Genomic DNA, 25,610 nt, shown 5'->3' with positions numbered 1-25,610 from the left:
GATAGAATTTTCGACATGAACCCGAGATGTTTTCCCCGCCCTACCAATTATCCGGCCCAACAATGAAAACTTTCTTTCAGTATCTGACGATATTTAGTACGTTGGTCTATGTCGCCACCGGCGTGGCGCTCGCTGGCGAACGCATCGTTTTCAAAGGAACGCTGGGGAAAAATGCTGAAGTCGTACTGGAGCTTGAAAAAGTGGCCGATGGCTATGACGGCCGCTATTTCTATGTGCGCCATGGCGTAGATATTCCCCTGCATGGCACCCTTGCATCACTCAAGGAAGCGCTGCCCAGATATGAACATGGAGAGCTCCTGGCCGGCGACGATAACCGTGATCAGCCGATATTCATCGATCCTGCCACGGAAAAACCGCGCAGTGTCTGGCACGGGAAAATCGATGGTGATACTTACCAGGGCACCTGGCGTGACGCTAAAACAAAGAAGAGCCTGACGTTCGAATTGCATCAGGTCGGCCGCTACGATCCTGACGCCATCAAGCCAGTCGGCGTGGAAGCTGTTACTGCCGCCATTACGCCAGGTATAGGCAGCAATATCGCGTATGGCACGGCGATCTCGCTCAAGAATGCTCCTTACGACTACCTGAAAATGCAGATCCCGTTCCAGCCTGGAGCTGAAATCATCCGCAAAAACGTCGGCTACAGAATGATGACCGATCCGAGAACCAAGTTCGCCTACCCGCGGCTGACCCGCCATCCCAATCCCCAGGTGCTCGCAAGCATCAATCAGATCCTCGAGCAGCGCCATTGGCAGATGAGCCTGGCGGCACTGGAATGCAAGGCAACGCTTTACACCATGGATGGACCTGCCTCCGGCACCTTGGGAAATTTCGATGCGGAAACCATTGGGGTCCGCTATCTATCGGCAACATTGATGAGTGTCGTCGAGGAGGGCAGCACCTTTTGCGGCGGCGCCCATCCGAACAACCATTACGATCCGTTTACACTTGACCTCATCCACGGCGGTTACCTGGATTTCAACCGCCTGTTTCCAGTCTGGATAAGGAATAAAGACGGTTCCAATATCGATCCCGTTCTTGCAGACTTCATCAGCGAGAAGGTGGAATCAAAGAAGAATCGCGGCAAATTGAATCCAGATATCGATTGCACCGATGTGCTGCCACAATATCTGGATTTCGAGTTTGACGAACCGGACAAGATTTCCTTCGTCGTTTCCGGCATCGGCCACGCCATGGGCGTTTGCCTGGGACCGCAGTTGGTCATGCCGATACGCGCATTGAAACCTATCCTCAAGCCGGGCGCAAAGGCATATTTCTGATTCTAGCCGCCAGCATGGCTCCGATACATTGCCAGCGTCAGCTCCTGGCCGAGGCTGTGTAAAAACTCAAATCCGCAAAAAAATCGTGGGTAGGGAGACCCTTCCCGATACCGAGAAAATCGAATACAGCTCGATCTGAGAGGACGATTTTTAAATCGGTTAAAAATTTCTACGTTTTTACACAGCCTCGGCCGACATGCGACAGTTGCGTTGCAGCCCCTTCCGCCGCACCTTCGGCAGATTCGACAATGCGCGCAAACATCAGCGCTTCGTATTCAGCCACGGCCTCCGCCCAGTCACTGCGTTCGATCAGCAAGCGCGCCAGTTCGGCGGCATCGAACATGGCGTTGTTTACCCCGTCGCCGTCAAAAGGCGACATGACATGCGCAGCATCGCCAAGCAGCGTAAGGCCGTGCCGGTTGGCCCAGCAATGGCCCACCGGCAGCGCAAAAATCGGACGGATAGCAAAATTGTCGTTGCTGGCCCGGAACAGGTCGAGTATCTCGGGAGCAAAACCGTCGAATTCCTTGATCAGTTCCGCGCGCATAGAAACGGGCGAAGTCAGGTCGAAACGCCGCGCCGCCCAGTCGGCCGGCACGCGGAAAATCGCATAAGCGCGGATGTGCGCATTGCCATTGCGCTGCGCGATGATTTCCTTGCAATCGGCTTCAACGCCCATCTTGCCGCGCCCCACCAGCTGCGATAACGCGGGATGACTGCGGTCGACATCGTCGATGCCGCACTCGATGAAAGTGAGGCCGCTGTATTGCGGACGGTAAGGCGACAGCAAAGGCCGTATCCGCGACCACGCGCCATCGGCGCCGACCACCAGGTCGAACGGCCCCTCGCTGCCATGATCGAAGACCAGGTCCCAGCGGCCGTCGTCGCGCGCCTGCACTTCGCGCATGGAACAACCCCAGCGCACACAAGAAGCGGGCAGTGCCTGCAGCAGCATGGCGCGCAGTTCCGTGCGATCCACCTCGGGACGGTCGCCGCTGGTGTCCTGATCCTCAAACAGCACATTGCCAACCTTGTCCAGCAGGCGCGAGCCCTGGTCCTCATAGCGGGCGATGGCCAGGAACTCGTCCATAAGATCAGCCTGCCTGAGCGCCTGCAGGCCCGATCCTTCATGCAAGTCCAAGGTGCCGCCCTGCGGGCGCACCAGAGAATGGGATTCCTGCTCGAACACCGTCGCGGCGATGCCGTGCTGATGGAGGATACGGGCAAGTGTCAGGCCTCCCGGGCCCGCGCCGACTATGGCGATGCGTAATTTTGTATTCACGGAAAAGGTTGAATCAGTTATAATAGGTACCTATATATATAAACATAGTTACCTATTAAATGTCAACATGACGAAAATTGACCTGTCGAACAACCCTGTGAAACTCATCGGCCAAGCCTACCGCACGTCCATGCGGCTGGTCGACGGCCCGCTACGCGCACTGGGGTTCGCCATGGGGCAGCTGCCGGTGCTGGTGGCGCTCAAGAAGAGCGGCGCCTTGTCGCAGGCCGAGCTGGCACGGCTGGCGCAGGTGGAACAGCCCAGCATGGCGCAGCTGCTGAATCGCATGGAGCGCGACGGGCTGGTGCAGCGGGTTCCCAATCCCGATGACAAGCGCAGCCAGCTGGTTTCGTTGACTGCCGGGGCCTCTGAGCGAATGCCGAAGGGAAAAGCCGTGATGGATGCGGCCAGCCGGCAGGCTTTGGCAGGCTTTACCGAGAAAGAGCGGGATCAGTTGATGACGCTATTGCTGCGCGTGAATGCCAATCTTGATCGCGCAGTTGGCGAAGCAGAGAGTTAAGGCAGAGTCTGGAATGTTTTACATTACCCATATCGAGGCAACTCAGGAGGTATGTGTCATTGCAAGACCTGACCCTGACCCTGAAGTTTATTGAGGCAGATCGTGTTGCCTCATCATCACAATAAATCCATCCTTTTTTATTAGATAAAAAGATGGATCACTCAAATGCCTTGCGTTGCTTATTGATTTTCTCAATAATTCGATTGCGGCTGTTTGAATACCGCTTAGGTTCCCAAAATTTTTCATAAATAACGTCAAGCGCGTACCCGAAGTATCCGGGAGCTGAAAGAGGTCCTGCAACTAGAGATTCTAAAGCTTTCTCAAAAGGTTTAAATGCGTTAGCAACATCTTCCAATTCACCAAATGTAATTTTTTTTGTAGTGATTTCGTCAAAAAGCGATTGCGCGATACTGTCATTCAGATACTTTCCTGGATAAAAAAATGAGAGAAACTCTTTGAATGCATCTAAATTCAGCTCCAGAGATTTGTCAAAATGACCTGTTTGGGCGACCTTATCTGCAATCGTTTTTCGATATTTCCGAATTTCGATTTCCAGTTGTTCAAATTGATCATCCGCTTCTTCAACTTTTGCGGATAAAAGAAACAGCCTCCGCTGAAGATTTTTTGGAACTTGATCCTTTGATTTGTATTGCAGCTTATGCTCAATTTCAGCCCATGCGTGCATCATGACAGTGCGAAGCTGGACCTCAATCGCTACATCTCCCAAGTCGCGATAGTTAGGAGTTGCAGCCCATGCTGCAGGAATTTTTATGAGTAGGTGATGCGAACGATATCCAAATTCGTTTGCTTCAAATTTATCTGATTTGTTTTCACTCTCAAGCACATTGAACTCTGACTGAAGTTTTTTCTCAACTTTCTCAATGTCTTTTGAAAAATAAAGAACAACTCGAATTCCAACAAAATCAGTTGTCTGCGTAAATGGATCTGAATAGTTCTTACGCTGCACTTTTTCCGCGAATGACTCAAAATCCTTAACCCGAGAAAGCACGGCCAGTGGCTGCAGGTCGATCTGCCCGAGAAAAAGCTCTATCGCTTCTCGGATATTTTTCGCAGCTCTTTGGTACGTTGGAAGACTATTCTCATAGTCTGCTCTCAATCCGATTAAGTCCATGGTGTCCGCTTAGGAAATGAGTTATTTAGCTTTATATAACATCTAATGACAGAATACACGTGTCTATAGTCGTTTAGAAGCTGGTTGTGCCTCCCTTCGGATTTACTTGATCTGAAATAATTTGATGGATGCTGGGACTTTCGATTTCGTACCAATACCTTGCTGTATTGCGGTCAGCATTAACATGTTTGCGGATATCATCCGACATCATGCATAATTTTCCGGAAAAATTTACTATCCTTAATGAAATTTCTTGCGCCAGAAAAAATGGAGGACATATGTTAGATAGCGAAGGCGGGGTCAAGTCTTGCAATGACACATACGCGAAAATCACATAGCATTTGAAAAGAAAAAGGCCCTCATTTCTGAGGGCCCATCTAAATTCTAGTGCTAGCTGCAAGACCCGCTCCCCTGATTACAAATTCAACGCCACCGGCCCACTCAACGCACCGTAGCCATCGTCAAACAAATACCACAAATCGTATTGCCCCGAGGCTAGCACAGCATTGCCGCTTCGACTCGCAAGCATTACCGATCCAACACCCTTGGGCGCGTAAGCCCAGGCAAGCGCAGGAGTCGGGCCAGGCTTGACGCCCCGCTTGTACACACCAATCCAGTTCTTCGGACTATGCTGCCAAGGCGGCGCAACATAATCAAAGCGAAGCGTGGCCGATGTCGTACCCTGGACGGAAAACGACGGCACAAACTGAGTGGTATTGCCGATTGCGGAATCGGTCAGCAAAGCTCCTGATTGCAGTTGCACGCAACCGGCCACGCGCCGCAGGTAATTGACGTCGTCCGCCACGCGGATAGCCACGTCGTACCAGCCTGCATCGCCGAGCCATGCTACATCCTGGGTAGCCCCTGCGGCGACGTTGACGGAGGCGAACGCATTCTTTTTGTAGGCATTGTCGGTCAGCTGAAATACACCGACCTTGCTGCTCTTGCTGTTGTCCAGGGTAATGCGGACATTGCCGTTCTGAACGTCGTAGCCAAGCTGGATCTCCGCCAGGGATCCCGATGTGCCTGAACTGCCGATGCTGCCGCGGAACTCCTGCAAGAAGCCATTGGGGCCATAGACCGAAAGATCGTAACTGCCGTCGGCGCTGACCGCCAACGAATCCTGCAACACCTGAGCCTGCACGTTACCCGGGGCGAGCGTGTAGTGGCGCGGTGCGACGCTGGTATTGTTTCCTGTCCTGACTTGCAGGCTTAAGCCGGCGCGGCCGGTATTGGTGAAGGTCAGCGCCACCGCTTTGGCGGTGCGGTCGGCAGAGCCCTTGGCCAGGAAGGCATATGGCAGCCTACATGCCGTGCGGCGACTGGCCGATATCGTCGGCAACTTCTGCGGGCTGGGTGGCTGAGGGGATGGTACCGTCGAACCATTCGGATCCATCTTGCTGTCGGCTACGGTAGTCGTCGCACCGGTTTGAGGCGGCGCCGAAAAATCGAATGCCGACGTCAGGTCGCCGCAGACGGCCCGTCGCCATGCCGTTATATTCGTTTCCTTCAGCGGCGACGACGCGCTGTTGAACCGTGCTTCGATGAAGCGGATGATGGACGTGTGATCGAACACTTCCGAATTGACCCTGCCGCCCTTCGACCACGGCGAGATGACAAACATCGGCACCCGCACCCCGAGGCCGATTTGCTGATCGCCCTGTTTCGAGCCGTCCGATGCCGACTGAGTGCTGCCACTGTTGTAAAACTCGGCAGCCGTGCTGACATTTGATTTGCCGTTGCCGGGTGTAGGTGGGACCGGTGGCGGCATGTGATCGAAGAAACCGTCGTTTTCATCGTAGGTGATAAAGAAGACTGTGCTGGCCCAGACTGCCGGATTGGACGTCAATGCATTCAGGATATTACTGACATACCATTCGCCGCCGCTCGACGCCCAGGATGGATGTTCGGTATAGGCATAAGGCGCGGCTATCCATGAAACTTGCGGCAGCGTGTCGTTCGTGACGTCGTCCTTGAGTTGCTGGAACAAGCGCGTATCATAGGGCTGGCCATTTCCCCTGGCGTCAACTTGGGTTCCGTTGAACGCCGGGACAAGCGCGCTGGTCGAGGCAAGGTTCTGGTACTGCTTGAAATTGATCAGCGTGTTGTCGCCGTAATTTCCATTCCACCAAAGATCGCTTGTCGTCCCCGTTTTATATTCCCCGAAACCGCTGTTCGCATCCAGCCCCTGCCCTTTGTCCTGATACACTTTCCAGCTAATGCCCGCCTGGTTGAGACGTTCCGGCAGCGTCGTCCAGTTGGCATTCTGGGTTGCGTTGTTATCGATTTGAGGCGATGATCCGGCGACGTTGCCGCAGCTGCCGCTATAGAAATAAAGGCGATTGGGATTGGTCGGGCCGAGTTGGGAGCAATGGTAGCTGTCGCATACCGTAAACGCCTGCGCCAACGAGTAGTAGTAAGGAATGTCCTGGCTGGTGAAGTACGTCATCGTCGCCGACGATTTAGCCGGTATCCAATTGTCGTAGCGACCAAGATTCCAGGCCGAGTGGCCGCCGCTCCAGTCATGATTAAGACCTGCGTAGTAGGTATCGCCATTCGTGCTCGAAGATGCCGGCCGGAAAGGCAGCACATAGGAAAACAACGACGGCTGATACCAGACCGGATAGCCAGTCGTCGGCAAGACAACCGGACGCGGATCGCCAAAGCCTCGAACACCGGCCGCGCTGCCCAGATAGTGATCAAACGAACGGTTTTCCTGCATCAGGATGACCACGTGCTTGACGTCTTGTATTGTCCCGGTGGTGTTTGCCGCCGCTATCGACTGGGCTCTCAGGATGCTTTCCGGCAGCAGGCTGACGGTGGCGGATGCCCCTACAAGTTTGAGTGTGTCGGATAGGAATTGGCGCCTGGAAGAGTTCTTGTTTAGCATGGTTGCTTTCTAGGTTCACATCGAGGCCGTGACAGGAATCACACGGATGGCACAGCGGTACCCGATACGCCTAGGGCGCCGATATATCAACTGAGAACAACTGCGTTGACGCTGGGATTTTAGAAAGCCGGCAAACAACGAACAGTCAAGACCCGTCATCTTCTTAACAAAATGCGACTTTTCCGCCACTACGACACCGCCTGACGTAGTTTGGATTTTGGGTCGCGTCGACTGCCGTTGCCCACGCTAAAACCTTGCTCTGGTTGGAAAATTCCCTACAGGGGCTGCCCGGATCTTTGCTGTCCCTGATTCGCCAGCGGCTTTGCGAAGCAGTTCCTGATGCCGAAAGGCTGAGCCAAGATAATGTCTCAGCGCAAAAAAATCCCACATTTCTGTGGGATTTTTTTGATAACTGGTCCGCCAGGAAAAGCTCATACCAAGCTAGTTAATCGCTTGGATAAAATCGGCATCCTCCACAAGCTGTTCGGAATTAATCTTGATAATCTCATTAAGCGCTCCAAAGGAGTTCGCAAACTTTGCTGTATTGCGCTGCGTGTTCTTTACAGCTTGGTACAAGATTTTTTTCGAAGCGGAATCGGTCAAAGTGTATTTGACGCGCAGAGTCCAATCTACGCTGAAACCGAAATCACTAATTAAGAATTCTTCAATATCGCCTGATAAAACCTTAGAGGTGTCGTTTGTTTTCAGACCCATCGTGCGAAATTCTGCGAACACAGCATCGCGGACAAAAACGCTTACGTCACGATCAATCCTGAATTCGCCCACAGCAGTGTTTCGAATTTGATTTGGGAACATTCGCTTTGTCGAACTCGCGCTCGCTGGAAGATAACCGAAATCCGCAATGCTAAGAGAACCCGTAGCGCTCTTGATGGAGCTAGGCGCGTAGTTCACTGGAAGTGGCGAATAAGCTACACATCCTGACAGCAGAAGTGTACTCAAAAAGGTAAAGACTGGCACTGCTCGATAGCTGACAGATTTAACTGCTTTTATTGATGATATTTTCAATTGAACTCCCCCGTTTTCTAATAATAAAAAAATACAATTTCGTGAAAATCGCAAATCGCCTGCTGCAGAACATGGACTGTCCTTCGTGCATTTCAGAGCAAAAAAAATTGAGCAATAACATCTACTGCTCAAGGGTGTTCATAGTGATACATCGAATTACATAGATAAGAAGTGCTTATGCCTATCCCCATTAATTGTTATTCATTTGATAATATATTGCTGATATATATTAAGTTACATTATGTTGCATAATGCTGCATGAAAAAATGGTGAATTAAATCTATTCGGCGCCAGCAAGGCAAGGATTCTTAACTGAACCAATTCAAACAACTATCGATACATAGTGTTGTGTATTTACTACCAAATGCCTTTCATTTAAGCGCTACTTCTTTGCCTGGCATCCTTCCCCCCCTTCAAACTTGACCAGACTCCCCCCAATTGAGGACATAACGACAATGACAATAAACATGGCTATTTTCGATACACTTCCCCGCCGGATTGTAGCGTTAGGGTTGAGCATGGCAATTGCAGGTTGCGGCGGTGGCGGGGGAAGCTCCGATAGTGGACATTCCCAGGCAAGTTACAACCTGTCCGGAACGGTTTCGGGCTTGGCCGCCGGTGCACAAGTCACCTTGATGAACAACAGTAGCGATCCAATTACGGTGAAAGCCAACGGCACCTTCGCCTTTGCCACCCCCGTGATCCATAACGGTAGCTACGCAATCACCGTAAGTGCCCAGCCTGTTGGGCAGACGTGTTCTGTCTCGGGCGGAACGGGATCGGGAGCAGGCGTGACCGCCAATATCAACAATATCGGCATCGTCTGCTCGGTCAGCACTTACTCCATCGGTGGCTCAGTCTCGGGCCTGGCCGCGGGAACACAAGTCACTCTGATGAACAACAGTAGCGACCCCGTAACGGTGAAAGCCAACGGCGCGTTCGCCTTTGACACCCCAGTGGCTTATAACGGCAGCTATGCCATCACCGTGAGCGCACAGCCTGCCGGGCAAAGTTGCTCGGTTTCCGGTGGTACCGGCGCCGGCGCCGGCGTGAGTGCTAGTATCAATAATATCGGCATCGTCTGCTCGGCAAACACCTACCCCATCAGTGGCACGATCTCCGGCTTGGCTACCGGCGAACAAGTTACCCTGATGAATAACAGCGGTGACCCCGTTACAGTGACCGCCAACGGCGTCTTCTCCTTCGCCACCCCGGTAGCTTATAACGGCAGCTACGCCGTCACGGTCAGCACGCAGCCTGCCGGGCAACGTTGCTCAGTGTCGGACAGTACCGGATCGGGCGCCGGCGTGAATGCTGGCGTCAGTAATATCAGCGTCATATGTACGTTTGGATACGCTTATGTGGTGAACTCTGGCAGCAACACCGTTTCGCAGTACGCCATCGGCAAAAACGGTGCGCTCGCGCCCATGACGCCACCAACTGTAGATACAGAGTACAACCCGCACTCTATCGCTGTGGACGCATCGGGCAAGTACGCGTATGTAACGAACTTTGACACCAATAGCGTTTCGCAGTACACAATTGGCGCTACCGGCGCACTCACCGCCATGACGCCGTCAAGCGTCGGCGCTGCGGGAAACTGGCCGATTGACATCACGGTCGATCCAACGGGTAAGTACATATATGTGTCGATGTTTAACAGCAAAGCTATTTCGCAGTTCGCCGTAGGCAAGAACGGGGCGCTCACCGCTATGATTCCGCCAGCCGTCAGCACGGGAAGCCTTCCGCATTCCATCGTCGTGGACCCAACCGGCAAGTATGTCTATGTAGCGAACTTTGTCGACAACAATGTTTCGCAATACACCATCGGCTCGGCTGGTGCGCTTACAGCCATGGCCCCTCCAACCGTCGGCACAGGAAGAGGCGGCGCTCTCGCTGTGAATCCAACGGGCAAGTATGTCTATGTAGTGAACTACTACGACGGCACCATTTCGCAGTACACCATCGGCCCCAGTGGTCCGCTCGCTGCTATGACTCCGCCAACCGTGAATATAGGGCTTTACTCGGCGGCCATCACTGTTGATCCAACAGGCAAGTATGCTTATGCGGTTAGCTATAGCGGCGACAGCCTTTGGCAGTACACCATCGGTGCGACCGGTATGCTCACAGCCATGAGCGCACCGATCAGTACGGGAAGTCAGCCGAACTCCGTCGCCGTGGACCCATGGGGTAAATACGTCTATGTAGTGAACCTTAAAGGCACTAGCATTTCGCAATACACCATCGGCTCAGGGGGAGCGCTCACAGCCCTTAACACGCCGACCGTCTCCACCGAACTCAGCCCCGGATCCATCGTCACAACAAAAGGGCACTGATTTACTATCATCTAGAAGGCCGTGTCGGGCCGAACGACAGGCCTTTTAGATGCTGGTGCTAGCTGCAAGTGGCCGCAGCTGCCTGATTATCCAGCCGGGTCAATAGTTGATATGCGGCGCTCGCTTTTTGGCAGTCATTTTGGAACAAATACATTAAATTGCCTGCCCGGCACGGTCACCCACGACGCAATGGTTTTCGCACCGGCCGGTCCTGATTTGGTGACATGGATGTCTTTCGCGGCAAGCTGGTAACTCTCGCCCGCATGAACAACTTTTGCAGGCATGCCATCTACCAGAACGGTTATTTCCCCTTCGAGCACATAGACGATCTCAGGCCCAATCGCCTTGTGGCGAGGCTTTTCGGCATTGGGAGGAAATTCGGCAATCCCCATGCCCATTTCGCGATCGGTTCCCTGCACACGGATTCTTTGCAAGACTTGCGTCTCCTTTGCTGCCGCTGCCGTACCGGCGGCCATGACGGGATGCATTGACACGATGCCCGCCAGGAGGATGGAAATAGAAAGGTATGTTTTCAGCATGCGTTCTCCAGGCTATTCTACGAATTGATATTTCCAGGGTATCGTACCTTTCCAGTCAGGTACCGGATTTTCAGCTACGACGTTCATTGCCAATAAATCGGAACGTGTGCCGCTAACCCAAAACAGTAAATCGCCGATTCAATCCACTACTCGCGCCCGGAGTCACTGGCAATTCGTCCCCCTACAAATCCCGCAAACTGGAATCCGCGAAGGCCGCCAAGATGCAAGCGTCGATACTATCGTGGGTCAGACAGCACGAGGCCAGGGAAGACTGATCAACGCGCCCGCAAACGCCCTTCTCAATCAGGCATGTCATCCGAGCGAGACAGGACAAATCCATCTGGCCGTACAGTCACCGCGCCGTCGACAGACAGGCTGATCAGCGTGCGCCAGTTGTCCTCGGCATCCATGAATTCGAAATCCTTGCCGGCGACATAGACGACGGGCGTCTCGGGATGCAAAGAGGGACGGCTCGATGCCTGCACCGAATGAGCGTCCAAGGAAAACGCTAAACTACCAAACACCGGCCGAACGATTTCATCAATCTGTTGCATCCACTGGTTGAATCCACTGGCGAGTCCTGATTTTCACGAATGATGCAATTCGGCCATTTGCGGTCCGTGGCGCATCCCGCGAATTTGATGGTGTTATTGCAATTTGCATGGCAACTTACCCGACATTCGGCGGGTGGGTACATTTAGGCGAACTACTACAGGAGGGAATATGTCTGAACGCGACACTAAGCTCGACGGCTGCTGGCGGTTGGTTTCTTTTGATACTGAACTTCAGGATTCAAAGGAGCGCACTCAACCGTGGGGCGCCGCCCCCAACGGGCACCTTATTTTCGGCTCTGACGGGCGAATGATGGTATTCATTACCGCAACGGCGCGGGAGCCAGGGAATACAGATGAGAAACTGGTGGCGCTTTTCCGTACTCTGATAGCCTACACAGGACGGTATCGAATAGATGGAGACAGGTTCATCACAAAGGTTGACGCATCTTGGAATGAAGCCTGGAACGGCAGTGAGCAGGAGCGATTCTACAAGCTTGATGGGGACACGCTCCTCGTCTTTACGGCCTGGATGCCGAATCCGTTAGTACCAGGAAATCCAATAGGAAGAGCTGTTCTCAGCTGTAGACGCGAGTAATTTTTCCTGTGCCGAGTTCGCAACTAGTCGCTCAAGCGATACAATAAATTGCCTAAATGAAATTTTTCTCATAAAATTTGATGCCACCGTAAAGGAGCTCAAGTAAATGTTAAATTATGCATTTGGAATCACTCGCCGCTTGAACATCCGATGCCGGCTGCTGAGCTGCCTAGGACTGGCGCTCATTCAGGCAGCCTGCGCCAGCTATCAGTACATTCCCCCAACCACAGATGCAGGACGCCAATGTGTGGCAACCTGCGAAATAGGACAACAGTCGTGCATGGCCAACGCTCAACGGGCCGCCGAGAGTGCATCCCATACCTGTGAAATGAATCGCGCGTATGCACTAGATCGGTGCCTTGACGGGGCATCCTCACAAGCGGACAGGCAGAGTTGCAATAACTCGGCATCAGCCAATTATTGCGGCCGATCCGTAAATCCTTACGAATGCGAACCGCAGTATCGCCGGTGCTTCACGGCGTGCGGAGGGCAGGCAATCGAGAAATAATCGGGCTCCGCAGCGTATTTTCGGCGTTGACCCGATTGCCTGGCTCATACCTCCAATGCCGCTTTCCATACCTTTCCTTAGTGATCCGTCGATGTCGAAACGCTTGCCCATGATTCGATTTCGTCTGACATGGCCGCGATTTTATTTTTCACCAATGTCACCGCATCGCTACCGAGCAATAAATGTACAGGGGCGTCGGGAGCGTTGGCGATCTTCAGCAATATCTCCGCAGCCTTGGCCGGATCGCCAAGTTGTTTGCCGCTTTTTTCCTGACGCGCTCCACGAATAGGGTCAAATAAAGTATCGTAATCCGGGATATGGCGCGGCGAACGAACCATTGAACGGCCGGCCCAGTCAGTGCGGAAGGAGCCTGGCGCGACCGCGGTCACTTTCACGCCGAAGCCTGCGACTTCTTTTGCCAATGTTTCCGAAATGCCCTCCAGTGCAAACTTGCTGCCGCAGTAGTAGGCGATGCCTGGCATGGTAATGAAGCCTCCCATTGACGTGATGTTGATGATGTGACCGCTCCGGCGTTCTCGCATGGACGGCAACACGGCTTTGATCATGGCAACCGCGCCAAACACATTGACGTCGAACTGACGGCGCATCTCTTCCAGCGGCGACTCTTCGAGCGTTCCTTCATGTCCGTAACCGGCGTTGTTGACCAGAACGTCGATCGGCCCGACTTTTTCCGTTATTGCCGTAATTTTCGCGTCGATTGCAGAAAAATCGGTCACATCGAGCACGACCGCAATCGCGCGGCCGATAGCCAAATCCTCAAAATCCTTTTTTGCCGATGCATTTCTGACTGTTCCGATTACTGTGTGCCCGGCGGCCAGTGCCGCCACAGCGAAGGCCCGGCCGAAGCCCGAACTGACACCGGTAATCAGAAACTTCATTTCAGTTGGCTCTCCCATGGATTTAGTCCTTTACGGTTTATTTGCGAACAATCTGACGGAGCGGATCAATCACCCAAGTCAGTCTTGGCTTGATGTAATCTTGAGGGCGAACGCAAAATATCTAAATACCGGTTTTTATGCGGTTCTTGCCTAAACCTATTAGCCCTGAAATTTTGACCTTCAATTTTCAATCAATCCATAACAGATGATCGAGTTGACGACCAACAGCAAACAGCAGCAACAGCGCATGGTGAGCCTGCTGACAAAACTCGCGCCAAACGAGGGGTATAACCTTTCGCATCTGCAGGATGTGAGGTTTCTCCGTTCCAACCGCCCACTGAGCGTGACTCCGGTTCTCTATGAACCAGGAATTGTGGTCGTATGCCAGGGAAGAAAAAGGGGATTTTTAGGCGACCAAACCTACGTCTACGATGCACGGCATTATCTGGCGGTATCGGTGCCGGTGCCGTTCACGATGGAAACGGATGCAAGTGAAAAGAAACCGTTGCTGGCAATTTATTTCCGGCTGGATTTCAAGATGCTGGCCGACCTATTATTGCAGATGGAAGTTGATGAACCGGGCGATGCACTTCCTCAGGGCATGTTCGCCACTGCAATGGACGACAAAATGTCGGCGTCGGTTCTGCGATTCCTGGAAGCCATGGATGAACCCATGGAAGCTAAGATTCTAGGCCCGGCACTGGTGAAAGAAATCTATCTGCGCGTATTGACTGGAGATCAGGGAGCGTCAATGCGCGCAGCCCTCGTGAACAAAGGACAATTCGGGAAAATCGCGAAAGCGATCAAGAAGATCCACGCTTCATATGGCGAAAAACTCGATGTCGATCAGCTTGCCAAGGAAGCTGGCATGAGCGCACCGTCGTTTCACTCTCATTTCAAGAACGTCACGGCAACTTCGCCAATGCAGTACCTGAAGTCGACACGCCTGCACCAGGCACGGCTCTTGATGGCGCGAAATGGCCTGACTGCCGCCAGCGCCTGCGTGGAAGTTGGTTATGAAAGCGCCTCGCAATTTAGCCGCGAGTTCAAACGCCTGTTCGGCAGAACGCCGGTTGAGGAAGTAACGAGAATGAAGCAGGCGTTTGCCTTGCCTGATGCCGGTCCTGCTTCGATCTATGTGTCGTCGCATTAATCGCTAACTCCTGCGAAAGGATTCTAGGACCTCAAACCGTATTAGATGGGGATTGTTAGATGTGGGCTTCCGCTATCGACCCAAAGCGGAAGCTCAAATTTCTCTAAAGCGGACATACGAAGTAGCCCTTTCGATGCCAGAATTGTTGATAGTTAGCGTCTAGGTGAAAAGTTAGGAAACTGCTCCGGGAAATTTGATGGGAATATCTGACAGGAGAATTTTTTAGCCAAGACGCCTGTAACAAAATCCGCCATGGATAAGTCGAAATGTTGCCACTCTGGTCCTCTAGCTTCGTTGACGACAACGGTCCGTTCCGCTGGCAGACCATTCGTTAGCCAATGCAAGACGTCTCCGTTGTCAGAGAGAGCAAAGGGGAAAATACCGCCGGCTTGAGGAAAACATCTGTACGGCACGTCCTCACCATAATTTCGAAGGTCTTTCAACACGTCTGTTTGAGTCTTGAGCTGCTGCTCCAAATTCAGGTTCGGGTTGGCTGAAAATGGATTAAGAATCCACAGAAAATTGCTGACCGTCCCCGAACCAAATATTTCCACGTAATCTTTATAATCCTGCGGCAATGCAGTTTTCAGTCTTCGCTCAACCTCAAGCCATCCCCCAGGCGGAGGAGCTTCGATAGGAAACTCAGGAGGCTGGAGCATCGCAGTCAACTCTTTAATAGTCATCGATTTCTCAGAATTAGATAAGCCCTAGCAGCAAACGTCTGATTTTGGCCGACGGCGGCCAGTCGCCACCGACAGCACCCAACCCAATGCAGCCACTTCCCTGACATCATCGTTGAAGGCCCTCCCCAAAACGCCCGTTATGGATTCTTCCCTACGATAGCCAGCAATTCTTCGCGCTCTTGAACACTTATGTGGCGAATGCCGTTGTTACTTGCGTTCGCCGCATGAATGACCATTGCTTCTCTCCAGTTGTTATTGATGTCAAAAAGGTCGACTCGTGACTGAGTTTTATCGGCATGGGTTAGCAGTATTGAAAAACTAGGTGGAGGTGGCGATGCAACTATGGTTTGCCAGCCGTCACGGTGACTTTGCAACCACAGATTGACCTGGTCAATCTGTGGTTTTGTGAGTTCCCATTCCTTGGCTGGATGGCCGGTCCGAGCCAGTACGAACGTCCCCATGAATAATCCACCATCAACTACATTGCCAGACACAATTGGGGGAATACCCTCGCGACAGCCAAGTAGTGCTGCGGTAAGTAGAATTATCATCAGAACCGAACGCATATGGATTCACCCCACAATTTGAATAACGACTGATATCGGTTTTGAACAGGTTATGCGTCTTCAATTAAGTATCTATCGTTCCTGCCCGATTGCGGACTCACGCGTCCAAAGCAATCAATTCACCCAATATCGGCAGCAACTCACGGTAGCTGTTTAAGTAAGCGTCGTTCTCCATGTGTCGCGATGCACGGGCTGCGGTGAAAAGCTCATTCCGAACATCAATCAATGTTGCGCGCTTGTGTTGCTTGGCAGCTGCCATAGAAGCGGAAAACGAACCGTAATGCTCGTAGCCATTGAATGACATTGCAAAGGCAAAGACAGTCTGTGAATTGTCCGGGTCAGGAAGGTCTTCTATCGCTAGTCGGTTCATATTATTAGAATTTCTTGAAATCGCCCGCTTCTGGCCGATAATTGACTATCGGCTTTGGTTGATATCTCTTGCTCTCTCATAGCAAACACTACAAATCAGCGAAATGCCAGCTTTAGCTTCAGTTTCATCATTCCATTCACCGGCAGCATTGACCATAGCTTCACACTCACTACACCAAGAATCTGGGTACAACTCACCTGCCTCAACCTCCGCAGACCAAAAGCCACGCGGCTTGCTATCCTGCAGCGTTTGAAGAATGTGCTGGCAAACATAAGTGGCGGCTTGTCTGCCATCGGTGCAGCACCCTACATAATGTTGATCGCTCATGCTGTCTTCCACATTGCTATCGGAGTCTTTTTTTATAATGAATCACCATCAGTTTAGCAGGCACTTTCGACCGTCTGCATTTGGCCGATATGGGTCAATCAAAAGTGACGAATGGATTCATTTCTCTTGGAGAGAACCACTGAATATCAAAGCGTTCTCGCAAAATTTTTGCTTTCTCTGCCCACAGTAAATGACTAGAACCTCGTCGATTTGCAAGACCTTGAATTTGAACAGAAGCCTTCGCTTCATCAGCTGCGGTTGCGAATGCTGTGGCATATTCTGGTTCGTCTTCAATTGGATCGTAAAAAATCCTCTGTTGTGTCTTTGCTGCCAGAAGAACGCGTTCGCGGAGTAGTAAATCCATAGAGTTTAGAGTAGAGACGCATTCTGAAAACGGACAACCTGTCGCCTCACGAAACAGCTTCACGTCAGCAATAGAAACCTCCTGATCAGACTTAGTTATCACTCCCAAGCTCCGTGAAATATAGTTGAACGCCCGCTTCTGGCCGAGTGCAGCCGGCCAAAAAATTTATTCGTAGATTTTTCCCATCGCCAGAATATCGGCAGCTCTACGCCAAGGGTTAGTTGGTACATCATAGTGTTGGAGGCCCGATTGCGAACATATGGCCCAACGGAAGGACGAGTCCAAGAATGCACCAATAGAGCTATTTTCCCATCCTAATGCACCGCTGGAGTATGGCGAAGACGGAGTGGCCTCTTCTATTTCTTTTTCAACAAACCAATCTGTTGATAACACAGCCAAAAATTGGGTGAATGTCTTTTCATCGACAACACTTTCTTTAGCTTTGCGTAATTTCTCATCCATTTCATGCTGCAGCGGTGATGCCATTCTGAGTCCCCTTTGTTGACCATAGTTGTCGGTATTTTCTGGCCGCGAACGTCCACTGCTGGCCGAGGCTGTGTAAAAACTCAAATCCGCAAAAAAATCGTGGGTAGGGAGACCCTTCCCGATACCGAGAAAATCGAATACAGCTCGATCTGAGAGGACGATTTTTAAATCGGTTAAAAATTTCTACGTTTTTACACAGCCTCGGCCGATTACTGCCGTCTGCTATTGCCCGTACCCAGATCATTTGTTCATATAAACTAGATTTCACGATTCTTTCTCGGAGCGAGCCCTCGTAGAATCTCTAAACGATTCGCCGGAGCATTAGAAGCAAAGAACTCTGGAATAGTCATTGTGTCGCGCTGCGGCCTGGATAGAAACCCCACAGGCCATTCAGTAATTCGCTGTTCCTGAACATGCACATATTGTCCAGGATTTGATTCGTCAATGTACTCACGTTGCAAGACTAACGCCAGCGGCTCCTCTGTTCCGTTATTAGTTCTGGAAAATGCATCGGCATCTTCGTAACTGGCGAAGGCGTAATAATAATCAGATCCATCCTTATCATCGGGCGCCCCTCGTTCCGGGTGACACCACACTCTGTATTCGAGAACAGCATCCCAAACAAAACCACCACCAGCCTTTGCAACGGCTGGGTACGTACCTACTTTGGAAGGTTCGAGTACGGGAGGATATTGCACAATCGGGCCCTTTCGTAATTTTAAATTTTAAAAAAATGCTAGCGAAGGGAAGTTTTTAATGCCTGCTATTGGCCGTTTTGAGCCGGTCGCGACAAGCTGATTCCACCCCGAAGCAGACCTTGGCGAGGCAAAGTTAATAGGTACATTTACGAAACACTAATCATGGGCGGCACCTTGTTATCTTTAACAGAAATAGACCATGATTCCAGCGCTAAAGATACTCTAAGTTGCCACCTCCCCGGGTATCCGGCTATTACAATTTCAACGCTCCGATTCTTTCCAATATATGTTGACTCGCCGATAAAAAGAGAATCAATCTCACATCTTGTACTGTCTGTGATAGCGTCCCCAGGCTCGAATAAATTTCCTTCGTACGGCGCGCTGAGTGTCACATTTTTTGCAATCCATTGAAGTTTTTTAACACGGGTAAACTTCAACTCACTTTCAATTTCAACGAGATTGTGTTGTGTCACTTCGTCGCGTAGCTCCCAGCGCGCGCGGGTCAGGGGAATTACTAACGTCTGCTTCGTATGTTTGATATGCCCCAAAAGAAATCTTGAATCCTTGAGTAGACTGTCCAGGAAATGAATGTCATGTTGGAAATTTGAGTCACTCCGTACGCTGTAGTGAATCCCTGCAGATTCGCTCTTAAAAGTACTAAAAAATATTTCTTTAAAATCTGGCTTGCTCATAGACGCGGCACTAATTTCTTTGAATTTTTTAAAACCATAACGCGATTCCTTCGCATGTGACGGGCCGCTTGTGGCCGGCAGTTGCCGATTGGCTGCTTACAACCTTTTGCGGACGTTCAAAATACTGTTTCATCGAAATCATTAACGAACTATCGAACAGCTTCGGAATCACCGACTCTAAAAGAGCTACAGTCATCTGCATCCTCAATTAGAACACTCTGATTGTTGGCGAAAATAAAAATAACTCTGCTACCTTTTGGGGTTAGCAGCATTTCATACGACAACAGTCGCTGACCAAGAATTCCGAACATCTCCCCAACATTCGTGTGAGGATATGCCCAGGATTTCTCTGCAACCTCCCATGGTTTTGGCTCCCCACCAAACACTCGCCAAAAAACTAGCTGAAACTCAAAGTAAAGGCGGTACCAAATGCCGTCAAATCTCAAGTATGTAACATTGGCAGACGCCACAGGCTCACCGGAACATATGAATTGCTCGCAGATGAATCCTTCACATGTTTTTCCTGCTAGCTTGGGTGGATTGCCGTTAATTTCCAGGGTAGGTTCAGCGGGTTGTGTCATTGTGCGATGAAATTTCAAGCGAATTGGATATCAATTTTGGCGCTTCTGCTGCTATAACGTAATACCGTCGCTGAATCACTGGCTAGCCTATGCAGCTATTTTCCCATCGGGTGCATCATTACAGAATAAAGTTCAGCAACCCGTTCCACTGTGATTCCGTTGCGCTGCTCCACTGCAAGTGGGTGGTCAGTTGGCTCAAGTTCAATATACGGACGGATACCATCGTCTCGTAAATGAATCATCGTTTTAAGATTTATTGTGTCTGGATAGGGCTTCAGCCACGCGTTAAGCCAGCCAAAGAATGGTCCAACCTGGGAGCGCTTATCCTGCTCAAAACATTTGAGCCATTCAATAAAATTGGCGTCACTAAGTGAGACCCAAACACCCCAACTGAATGGTTCCGCTTCTCCTCTGACTGGGATTTCAATGCATCCGCGAACGAAGAAATGCTGTTTATCTATAACACAATCGTCGCTACCCAAATCGCACCGGGTCGCACGCTCGCCTTCAGGAATCTCGTAGTAACTAAGCGGAGCATGGGCGCCAAAGCTCGGCATACCTTCGTGAATATCGTCGCATGAATTGCATTTGAATTGAAATGGCATATTGAACGACGAAACGGGTGAGTTTGCGATTATGAATCCTGCCATGGAAAATTTGGCAAAGCAACATTAATTCGAGCTCGCACTTGAAGGACGGCTATTGGCCGGAACGAGTCATTTGCTAGTCTTGCGCCATTGTACGTCGACGCGTCCACTCGTCCACAACGTCGCCCATGCTCTTCTCAACACCGTTTCGTATCCATGCCATCAGATCGCGGTCAAATTTGAACTCCGGTCCACACTGATGTGAAAGAAAGCGCCGGACGTTCTGCGTATTTTTGTAGGCAGAATCGACCAACGTTGTTCGCGAAATTACTCCGCCGTGCCAATCAAATTTCATGAACAAATTCCTCCAACATCGTCATCAGTTTAGCGGGCGTCTTCGACCGTCCGATTTTGGCCGATTTCCGCCTGTCGCCTACGGCATTTGATTTGCACCAACCAACGCAGATGCAAAACCAAGATAAAAAAGTACAAAAAATAGAAAAAGTGAATACAAAGCACCAAGACCGACTCTGCTGTTCAATGACCACCGCACGGTTAGTCGCTGTACTCCTATGAGCGCTATCAAGATTAACAATGCACAAACGGTTCTTGAATAAATTGGCTTTGCCCAATCAGTGTGGCGCGACGAATCCAGGTAAAAAAGCCAGCCCCAAATGGGAAGTATAAGCATTAAAGCAATATTAATTACCGTCGAAAGTAGGCGTTTCATCAGAGAATCCAACGATTAAATAAGAACGTAGATTCTGAACAATACACAAAGAGTATTCAACGAATATTTGAGGTGCAAGTCCAGTCGTCGATCAATGTGTCTATTGCACAGTCTGTTGAATCGGTATCAAATTGGCAGACACTTTCGACCGGCGGCAATTGGCCGAGTGCGGTCAAGCAAGCGATTTAGCGAAGCCACGCAAAAAATTTGTTTTGGTTAATCTTATAATTGATAATTGCAGCCATGACCGATATCCAAAACCGCCCCCCGCTTCCCGATCGACTCTCAGTCGATCTTCGTAGCCCTTACTATAATGCCGCCATATTTGAGCATGATATTGGTATTAAACTTAACGATAAAGAGCGCTTCGAAGTTGAGGAATATTGCATCAGCGAGGGATGGATTAAAATCCCGGCCGGAAAGGCGCTAGATCGGAAGGGCAACCCCTTAATGACTAAAGTAAAAGGCACGGTCGAACCTTTCTATCGGTAGGTGCGATTCTTTGATTAGCATTTCCTAATTTCTTTGATTGTCTGCAAGGCCGTGTGCGCTAACATTTTTTTCGATGGCGATTACGCGTCCGCTATTGGCCGAGGCTGTGTAAAAACGCTGTCGAGCGCTAATTTTAATCGGAAGTAAACGATTTGCGGCGATCCATGTCACACGGACAGATGACTCTGTTCGAGGTACACCTATGAAACGCTTCATTGAAGGGCGGGATCGCAGTCAACGCATTTTGCTTCCCGAGCAACTGGACGACTACGTTGCCGATAGCAACCCAGTGCGGGTAGTCGATGTTTTCGTCGATGAACTGGACCTGGTGCAAATGGGTTTCGAAGGAACAATGCCTGCACAAACAGGACGTCCGGCCTATCACCCATCGGTTCTTCTCAAGATTTACATCTACGGCTATCTCAATCGACTCCAATCAAGCCGTCGCCTGGAACGAGAGGCGCAGCGTAACGTTGAACTGATGTGGTTGATAGGGCATTTGACGCCGGACTTCAAGACTATCGCCAACTTCCGCAAAGACAATGGCCGTGCCATCTCCAATGTATGCAAGCAGTTCGTCGTGCTGTGTCAGCGACTTGGCCTGTTCTCTGAAGCGCTGGTCGCTATTGACGGCAGCAAATTCAAAGCCGTCAACAACCGCGACCGCAACTTCACCAGCGCCAAACTGCAACGGCGCATGGAAGAGATCGCAGCGAGCATTGATCGCTATCTGACAGCCCTCGACACGGCGGATCGCCAAGAGCCGGACCGCAAGCAACTCACGACAACTCGACTGCATGAGAATATCGCAGCGCTCAAGGCGCAGATGCGAGAGCTTGAAGACATCCAATTAAAACTCCAGAAGACGCCGGATCAACAAGTCTCCCAAACCGATCCTGATGCACGGTCGATGAAGACGCGTGGTACAGGCGTCGTTGGCTACAACGTACAAACGGTGGTCGACGCAAAGCATCATCTGATTGTGGCGCACGAGGTGACCAACATCGGGAGCGACCGGGATCAACTGCACTCGATGAGCCGGCAAGCGCAAGAAGCGATTGGCGCCGCATCGCTGACCGTAGTTGCTGATCGTGGTTACTTCAAAGGAGAAGAGATCCTGGCGTGCACACAAGCCGGCATCAACGTGATCGTCCCGAAGAACCTGACCTCCAATGCCTCTGCTGAAGGTCGGTTTGGCAAAGCGGATTTCATTTACGACGCACGCGCCAATGAATATCAGTGTCCCGCCGGAGAGCGATTGATCTGGCGTTTCACGAGCAAAGAGAAAGGCTTGAATTTGCACCGCTATTGGAGCTCGAATTGCCAGCAGTGCTCACTCAAATCCGCATGCACGCCAAGTCCTCAACGGCGCGTGACACGATGGGAGCATGAGTCTGTACTGGAGGCCATGCAGGAGCGGTTGGAACGAACGCCGAAGGCGATGCGAATACGCCGGCAAACGGTTGAGCATCCATTCGGCACCATCAAGGCATGGATGGGTGCTACGCACTTCCTCACCAAAACCAAGGCCCGAGTGAGCACCGAGATGAGCTTGCATGTCCTGGCTTACAACATGAAGCGGATGATCAACGTGCTGGGCGTGGGAACCTTGATGAAGGTGATGAGCGCATAGGCGCTTTTAGCGTCAGGAGATATGTTTGGAGACGGCTATTTACTCGGCCAAGGGAAATAGCCGCCGCGTTTGCAGGGCTCTCTATTATCAACAATGTCGCGTTAAAATGACGTGGATCTCGGCTCCCTTGATGGATTCAGCGTTTTTACACGGCCTCGGCCGGCGCCGGCCATTCCTGGTCAGCACCAATGTCAGCGCCAGTTCGTGAACACCCCCCGCGACAATCACTCCCGCTCGTCGCTCGCCAGGATGGCTCGAAGCTGCTCTTCAAATACCTCCGGCGGCTGGCCGCCCGAGATCAGGTAGCGATCATTCACGATGACTGCGGGCACGCTGCTGATGCCGCGCTGGGCCCACAGCGCTTCTTCTTCCTTCACTTCCTGAGCAAACCGATCCGATGCCAGTACTTCGTCGGCTTCGGCGCCATCCAGGCCGGCTTGCCTGGCAAGTTCCGCCAGCACATTCCTGTCCGCGATGTTTTTCCCGTCGCTGAAATAGGCTTTGAGCAAGACCAGTTTGAGCGTTGCTTGCGCATTCTTCTCTTTCGCCCAGGCAAGCAGACGATGCGCGTCGAAAGTGTTGTAGACACGGCTGGCGTCATCGCGGTTCATGGTGAAACCGACGGCAGCCGCCCTGGCCCGGATCTGTTCACGGTTGATGCGCGCCTGATCGGCGGTGATGCCGTATTTTTCGGTGATATGTTCAAGTTGCTCCTGCCCGGCTGCGGGCATATCAGGGTTGAGCTCGAACGGGTGGACGGTGAAGTCGACGTGCGTCTCCGGAGTGAGGCGTTCGAGCGCGATATTGAGACCCGCCAGCCCGATCGCACACCAGGGGCAGACGACATCGGAGACGAAATCGATTTTCAAAGCGTTATTCATGGCAATACCTCATGGCATGGCACCTGTCGTCAGGTGGCGTTAATGAATGAAGATATTGTAAGCCGGATGTGCGAGTGTCATCCGAGGGTGTCGCAGAGATGTCCGCGTCTTACTAAGTTTTCAGTTCCGCAATTTAGCAACTCCGGTAGTCTGCGAACGCAATGTCGGCGCAGGTTCACATGACATTGCGGAACTATGAGGTCACCTATTTTTTTATATTTTAGATGCTGCGCGAATCACATCGGCCAGAAACCATCGCAGCATGCCCTTCGAACAGGCATTCGAACTCAAACCTTCAATTGGTTTCGCCCTTGGTAATCATTTCAACGGGGAGTGAATTTGATTTCGTAATCAATCTTGCCTTGATGCTTACAAAACTGATGATGGCGCCAATGCCGAGTGCGAGACCTGCCAGAATTAGCGCGACATGCATGCCCGCAAGGAGTTTTTCCGGCCCTCCAGCGACCAACGATCCGAATACCCCGACGCCGATGACGCCCCCCGTCTGGCGCGCGGCATTTAACGCTCCAGAGGTAATACCTGTGCGTTGTCTATCGGCGTTGGCGAGAACGGCGACCGTCATTGCGGGGACCGTCAGCGCCACACCGATGCCCGCCGCTAACAGTGGGCCGACGATGACGCTATATGGGGTTCTGCCGTCAATGCCAGCCAGAGTCAGGTAGCCGCATGCGGCTAGCGCTTGCCCTATCACCATTGGTAGCCGCGGCCCGAAGCGCGCGGTCAGTCGACCAGAAACCAAGTTGGCGATGGTTACTAGTGCCGTCATCGGTAGAAAAGCTAGCCCAGTCATCAAAGGCGAATACCCCTTCGTCGCCTGGAAGAATAGACTGAGCACAAACATCAGTCCATAGTAGGCGAAGTTGGTGAGGAGTCCAACGACGCAGGAGGCGCTCACCACTGACGAGCGAAACAACGACAGCGGCAGCATAGGATCCGCGCCACGGGCTTCTGCCAGTAGGAACAACGCGCCGGCCACCAGGAAACAGGTAAAACCTGACAGGACTAGCGGATGCGTCCAGCCGAGTGCGCCGGCCTCGACGAAGCCGAGGGTGAGCCCACCTAGCGCGAGAATCGCCAACACTTGTCCGGCGAGATCTAATCCCTGGTTGGGTGTCTTTGAACCCGACGGCGCATAGGATAAAGTCAACCAGATGCCTAAGAGCCCAAGTGGCAGGTTGAGGAAGAAGATGCTCGGCCAACCGAAGCGATCCACCATGATGCCGCCGACAACCGGCCCGGCCGCAAGCGCCAAGCCGCCAACGCCAGCCCATATGCTCACGGCTCGGGCACGAGAGGCCGCTTCCGGAAAGCTGGCGCTAAGCAACGCCAACGAGGCTGGGACACAAAGTGCCGCCCCCACTCCTTGGACGACGCGGCCGGCAATGAGGGTACCGATTGTGCCCGCCATGCCGCAGGCCAGTGACGCAATGGTAAACAACGCAAAACCTATGACGAAGATTCGTTTGGCACCGAAGCGGTCACCAATGGCACCAGCCGTTAACAGCAGGCTCGCAAAGACCAACGTGTAAGCGTTAATGATCCATTGCAAACCGGTCACGTTGGTGCTGAGCGACGCTTGGATCCTTTCCAGCGCAACGTTCACGACAGTGACGTCGAGAGTGACAAGGACTAAGCCTAGACTGGTGGCTATCAAGGTCAGGCGCGGCGATGTTGATTGATTCGGTTTCAGATAAGGCATGAGAGGAGAGTCCCAGAGATTGTTTTCTTGTTGAAAAATGATCGTCACGAAAACCGCTGACTAAT

26 protein-coding genes are annotated in these 25,610 nt (G+C 51.7%); 7 read left to right on the top strand and 19 right to left on the bottom strand.

Annotation, left to right across the window (positions count from 1 at the left end):
* The first annotated feature begins 62 nt into the window (after positions 1 to 62).
* Positions 63 to 1,301, top strand: a complete 1,239-nt coding sequence (locus CFU_RS03495; protein WP_041741183.1) for a hypothetical protein — start codon at positions 63 to 65, stop codon at positions 1,299 to 1,301.
* A 169-nt stretch (positions 1,302 to 1,470) separates the two neighbouring features.
* Here CFU_RS03495 and CFU_RS03490 read toward each other — a convergent pair whose 3' ends face one another.
* A complete protein-coding gene (locus CFU_RS03490; RefSeq protein WP_014004667.1) occupies positions 1,471 to 2,583 on the bottom strand; it encodes an FAD-dependent oxidoreductase in 1,113 nt (370 codons plus the stop codon).
* A 67-nt stretch (positions 2,584 to 2,650) separates the two neighbouring features.
* Between CFU_RS03490 and CFU_RS03485 the strand changes: the two genes are divergently transcribed.
* On the top strand, positions 2,651 to 3,103 hold the full coding sequence (locus CFU_RS03485) for a MarR family winged helix-turn-helix transcriptional regulator (protein WP_041741182.1): 453 nt from the start codon (positions 2,651 to 2,653) through the stop codon (positions 3,101 to 3,103).
* A 157-nt stretch (positions 3,104 to 3,260) separates the two neighbouring features.
* On the opposite strand, the gene CFU_RS23170 is transcribed toward CFU_RS03485, so the two are convergent.
* The 3 genes from CFU_RS23170 to CFU_RS24335 all read right to left on the bottom strand — a co-directional run bounded on the left by CFU_RS23170 (position 3,261) and on the right by CFU_RS24335 (position 8,151).
* Positions 3,261 to 4,235, bottom strand: coding sequence for a GTP pyrophosphokinase (locus CFU_RS23170; RefSeq protein ID WP_050808462.1), 975 nt, complete (start codon positions 4,233 to 4,235; stop codon positions 3,261 to 3,263).
* Between the two features lie 415 nt (positions 4,236 to 4,650).
* Positions 4,651 to 7,125 (bottom strand): phosphocholine-specific phospholipase C, encoded by a 2,475-nt coding sequence (locus CFU_RS03475; RefSeq protein ID WP_014004664.1) that lies wholly within the window; start codon positions 7,123 to 7,125, stop codon positions 4,651 to 4,653.
* A 441-nt stretch (positions 7,126 to 7,566) separates the two neighbouring features.
* Entirely contained in the window at positions 7,567 to 8,151 is a 585-nt protein-coding gene (locus CFU_RS24335) for a hypothetical protein (protein ID WP_148264748.1), read from the bottom strand.
* Positions 8,152 to 8,618: 467 nt separating this feature from the next.
* Here CFU_RS24335 and CFU_RS03465 point away from each other — a divergent pair, with 467 nt between their 5' ends.
* The gene (locus CFU_RS03465; RefSeq protein ID WP_190275220.1) at positions 8,619 to 10,487 is read left to right on the top strand and encodes a lactonase family protein; all 1,869 of its coding nucleotides are present in this window, start codon (positions 8,619 to 8,621) and stop codon (positions 10,485 to 10,487) included.
* A gap of 134 nt (positions 10,488 to 10,621) precedes the next feature.
* On the opposite strand, the gene CFU_RS03460 is transcribed toward CFU_RS03465, so the two are convergent.
* Both CFU_RS03460 and CFU_RS24790 read right to left on the bottom strand, forming a co-directional pair.
* Entirely contained in the window at positions 10,622 to 11,026 is a 405-nt protein-coding gene (locus CFU_RS03460) for a cupin domain-containing protein (RefSeq protein WP_014004662.1), read from the bottom strand.
* Positions 11,027 to 11,325: 299 nt separating this feature from the next.
* A complete protein-coding gene (locus CFU_RS24790) occupies positions 11,326 to 11,580 on the bottom strand; it encodes a hypothetical protein (RefSeq protein ID WP_014004661.1) in 255 nt (84 codons plus the stop codon).
* A gap of 169 nt (positions 11,581 to 11,749) precedes the next feature.
* Here CFU_RS24790 and CFU_RS03450 point away from each other — a divergent pair, with 169 nt between their 5' ends.
* Positions 11,750 to 12,175 carry a lipocalin-like domain-containing protein gene (locus CFU_RS03450; RefSeq protein WP_041741180.1) on the top strand — a complete coding sequence of 142 codons (426 nt, stop codon included), beginning with the start codon at positions 11,750 to 11,752 and terminating at the stop codon, positions 12,173 to 12,175.
* A gap of 585 nt (positions 12,176 to 12,760) precedes the next feature.
* Here CFU_RS03450 and CFU_RS03445 read toward each other — a convergent pair.
* Entirely contained in the window at positions 12,761 to 13,600 is an 840-nt protein-coding gene (locus tag CFU_RS03445; protein ID WP_014004660.1) for an oxidoreductase, read from the bottom strand.
* A gap of 187 nt (positions 13,601 to 13,787) precedes the next feature.
* Between CFU_RS03445 and CFU_RS03440 the strand changes: the two genes are divergently transcribed.
* The gene (locus CFU_RS03440) at positions 13,788 to 14,735 is read left to right on the top strand and encodes an AraC family transcriptional regulator (protein WP_014004659.1); all 948 of its coding nucleotides are present in this window, start codon (positions 13,788 to 13,790) and stop codon (positions 14,733 to 14,735) included.
* Between the two features lie 152 nt (positions 14,736 to 14,887).
* Here the strand turns inward: CFU_RS03440 and CFU_RS03435 are convergent, their stop codons facing one another.
* From CFU_RS03435 to CFU_RS25095, 10 genes are all read right to left on the bottom strand, one after another.
* Positions 14,888 to 15,418: an SMI1/KNR4 family protein gene (locus CFU_RS03435; protein WP_041741179.1), complete on the bottom strand. Its 531-nt coding sequence runs from the start codon at positions 15,416 to 15,418 to the stop codon at positions 14,888 to 14,890.
* A gap of 137 nt (positions 15,419 to 15,555) precedes the next feature.
* A complete protein-coding gene (locus tag CFU_RS24330) occupies positions 15,556 to 15,984 on the bottom strand; it encodes a hypothetical protein (protein ID WP_148264747.1) in 429 nt (142 codons plus the stop codon).
* 97 nt (positions 15,985 to 16,081) lie between these two features.
* Entirely contained in the window at positions 16,082 to 16,354 is a 273-nt protein-coding gene (locus CFU_RS03430) for a hypothetical protein (RefSeq protein WP_041741178.1), read from the bottom strand.
* A 45-nt stretch (positions 16,355 to 16,399) separates the two neighbouring features.
* Positions 16,400 to 16,681: a hypothetical protein gene (locus CFU_RS03425; protein ID WP_148264746.1), complete on the bottom strand. Its 282-nt coding sequence runs from the start codon at positions 16,679 to 16,681 to the stop codon at positions 16,400 to 16,402.
* 94 nt (positions 16,682 to 16,775) lie between these two features.
* On the bottom strand, positions 16,776 to 17,147 hold the full coding sequence (locus CFU_RS24325) for a hypothetical protein (RefSeq protein ID WP_148264745.1): 372 nt from the start codon (positions 17,145 to 17,147) through the stop codon (positions 16,776 to 16,778).
* 63 nt (positions 17,148 to 17,210) lie between these two features.
* Complete coding sequence (locus tag CFU_RS23645) at positions 17,211 to 17,531, bottom strand: hypothetical protein (RefSeq protein ID WP_081466396.1); 321 nt, start codon at positions 17,529 to 17,531, stop codon at positions 17,211 to 17,213.
* Positions 17,532 to 17,788: 257 nt separating this feature from the next.
* On the bottom strand, positions 17,789 to 18,229 hold the full coding sequence (locus CFU_RS23640) for a GCN5 family acetyltransferase (RefSeq protein WP_238531396.1): 441 nt from the start codon (positions 18,227 to 18,229) through the stop codon (positions 17,789 to 17,791).
* Positions 18,230 to 18,375: 146 nt separating this feature from the next.
* Positions 18,376 to 18,921 (bottom strand): hypothetical protein, encoded by a 546-nt coding sequence (locus CFU_RS03420; protein WP_041741176.1) that lies wholly within the window; start codon positions 18,919 to 18,921, stop codon positions 18,376 to 18,378.
* Between the two features lie 676 nt (positions 18,922 to 19,597).
* Positions 19,598 to 20,152, bottom strand: a complete 555-nt coding sequence (locus CFU_RS03415; protein WP_238531395.1) for a DUF2199 domain-containing protein — start codon at positions 20,150 to 20,152, stop codon at positions 19,598 to 19,600.
* 73 nt (positions 20,153 to 20,225) lie between these two features.
* On the bottom strand, positions 20,226 to 20,444 hold the full coding sequence (locus CFU_RS25095; protein ID WP_081466394.1) for a DUF6434 domain-containing protein: 219 nt from the start codon (positions 20,442 to 20,444) through the stop codon (positions 20,226 to 20,228).
* Positions 20,445 to 21,062: 618 nt separating this feature from the next.
* Between CFU_RS25095 and CFU_RS03410 the strand changes: the two genes are divergently transcribed.
* Together CFU_RS03410 and CFU_RS03405 are read left to right on the top strand one after the other, a co-directional pair.
* Entirely contained in the window at positions 21,063 to 21,311 is a 249-nt protein-coding gene (locus tag CFU_RS03410) for a DUF3297 family protein (RefSeq protein ID WP_041741175.1), read from the top strand.
* A 202-nt stretch (positions 21,312 to 21,513) separates the two neighbouring features.
* On the top strand, positions 21,514 to 22,944 hold the full coding sequence (locus CFU_RS03405; protein ID WP_014004658.1) for an IS1182 family transposase: 1,431 nt from the start codon (positions 21,514 to 21,516) through the stop codon (positions 22,942 to 22,944).
* A 224-nt stretch (positions 22,945 to 23,168) separates the two neighbouring features.
* Here the strand turns inward: CFU_RS03405 and CFU_RS03400 are convergent, their stop codons facing one another.
* Together CFU_RS03400 and CFU_RS03395 are read right to left on the bottom strand one after the other, a co-directional pair.
* Entirely contained in the window at positions 23,169 to 23,825 is a 657-nt protein-coding gene (locus tag CFU_RS03400) for a DsbA family oxidoreductase (protein ID WP_014004657.1), read from the bottom strand.
* A gap of 295 nt (positions 23,826 to 24,120) precedes the next feature.
* Complete coding sequence (locus CFU_RS03395) at positions 24,121 to 25,593, bottom strand: MFS transporter (RefSeq protein ID WP_014004656.1); 1,473 nt, start codon at positions 25,591 to 25,593, stop codon at positions 24,121 to 24,123.
* Between the last annotated feature and the right edge of the window lie 17 nt (positions 25,594 to 25,610).

Origin of the sequence: Collimonas fungivorans Ter331, assembly GCF_000221045.1 — a bacterium.
Lineage (GTDB): Bacteria > Pseudomonadota > Gammaproteobacteria > Burkholderiales > Burkholderiaceae_D > Collimonas > Collimonas fungivorans_A.
The sequence above is the reverse complement of the archived record's forward strand: the minus strand, read 5'-3'. Positions and strand labels throughout refer to the sequence as shown.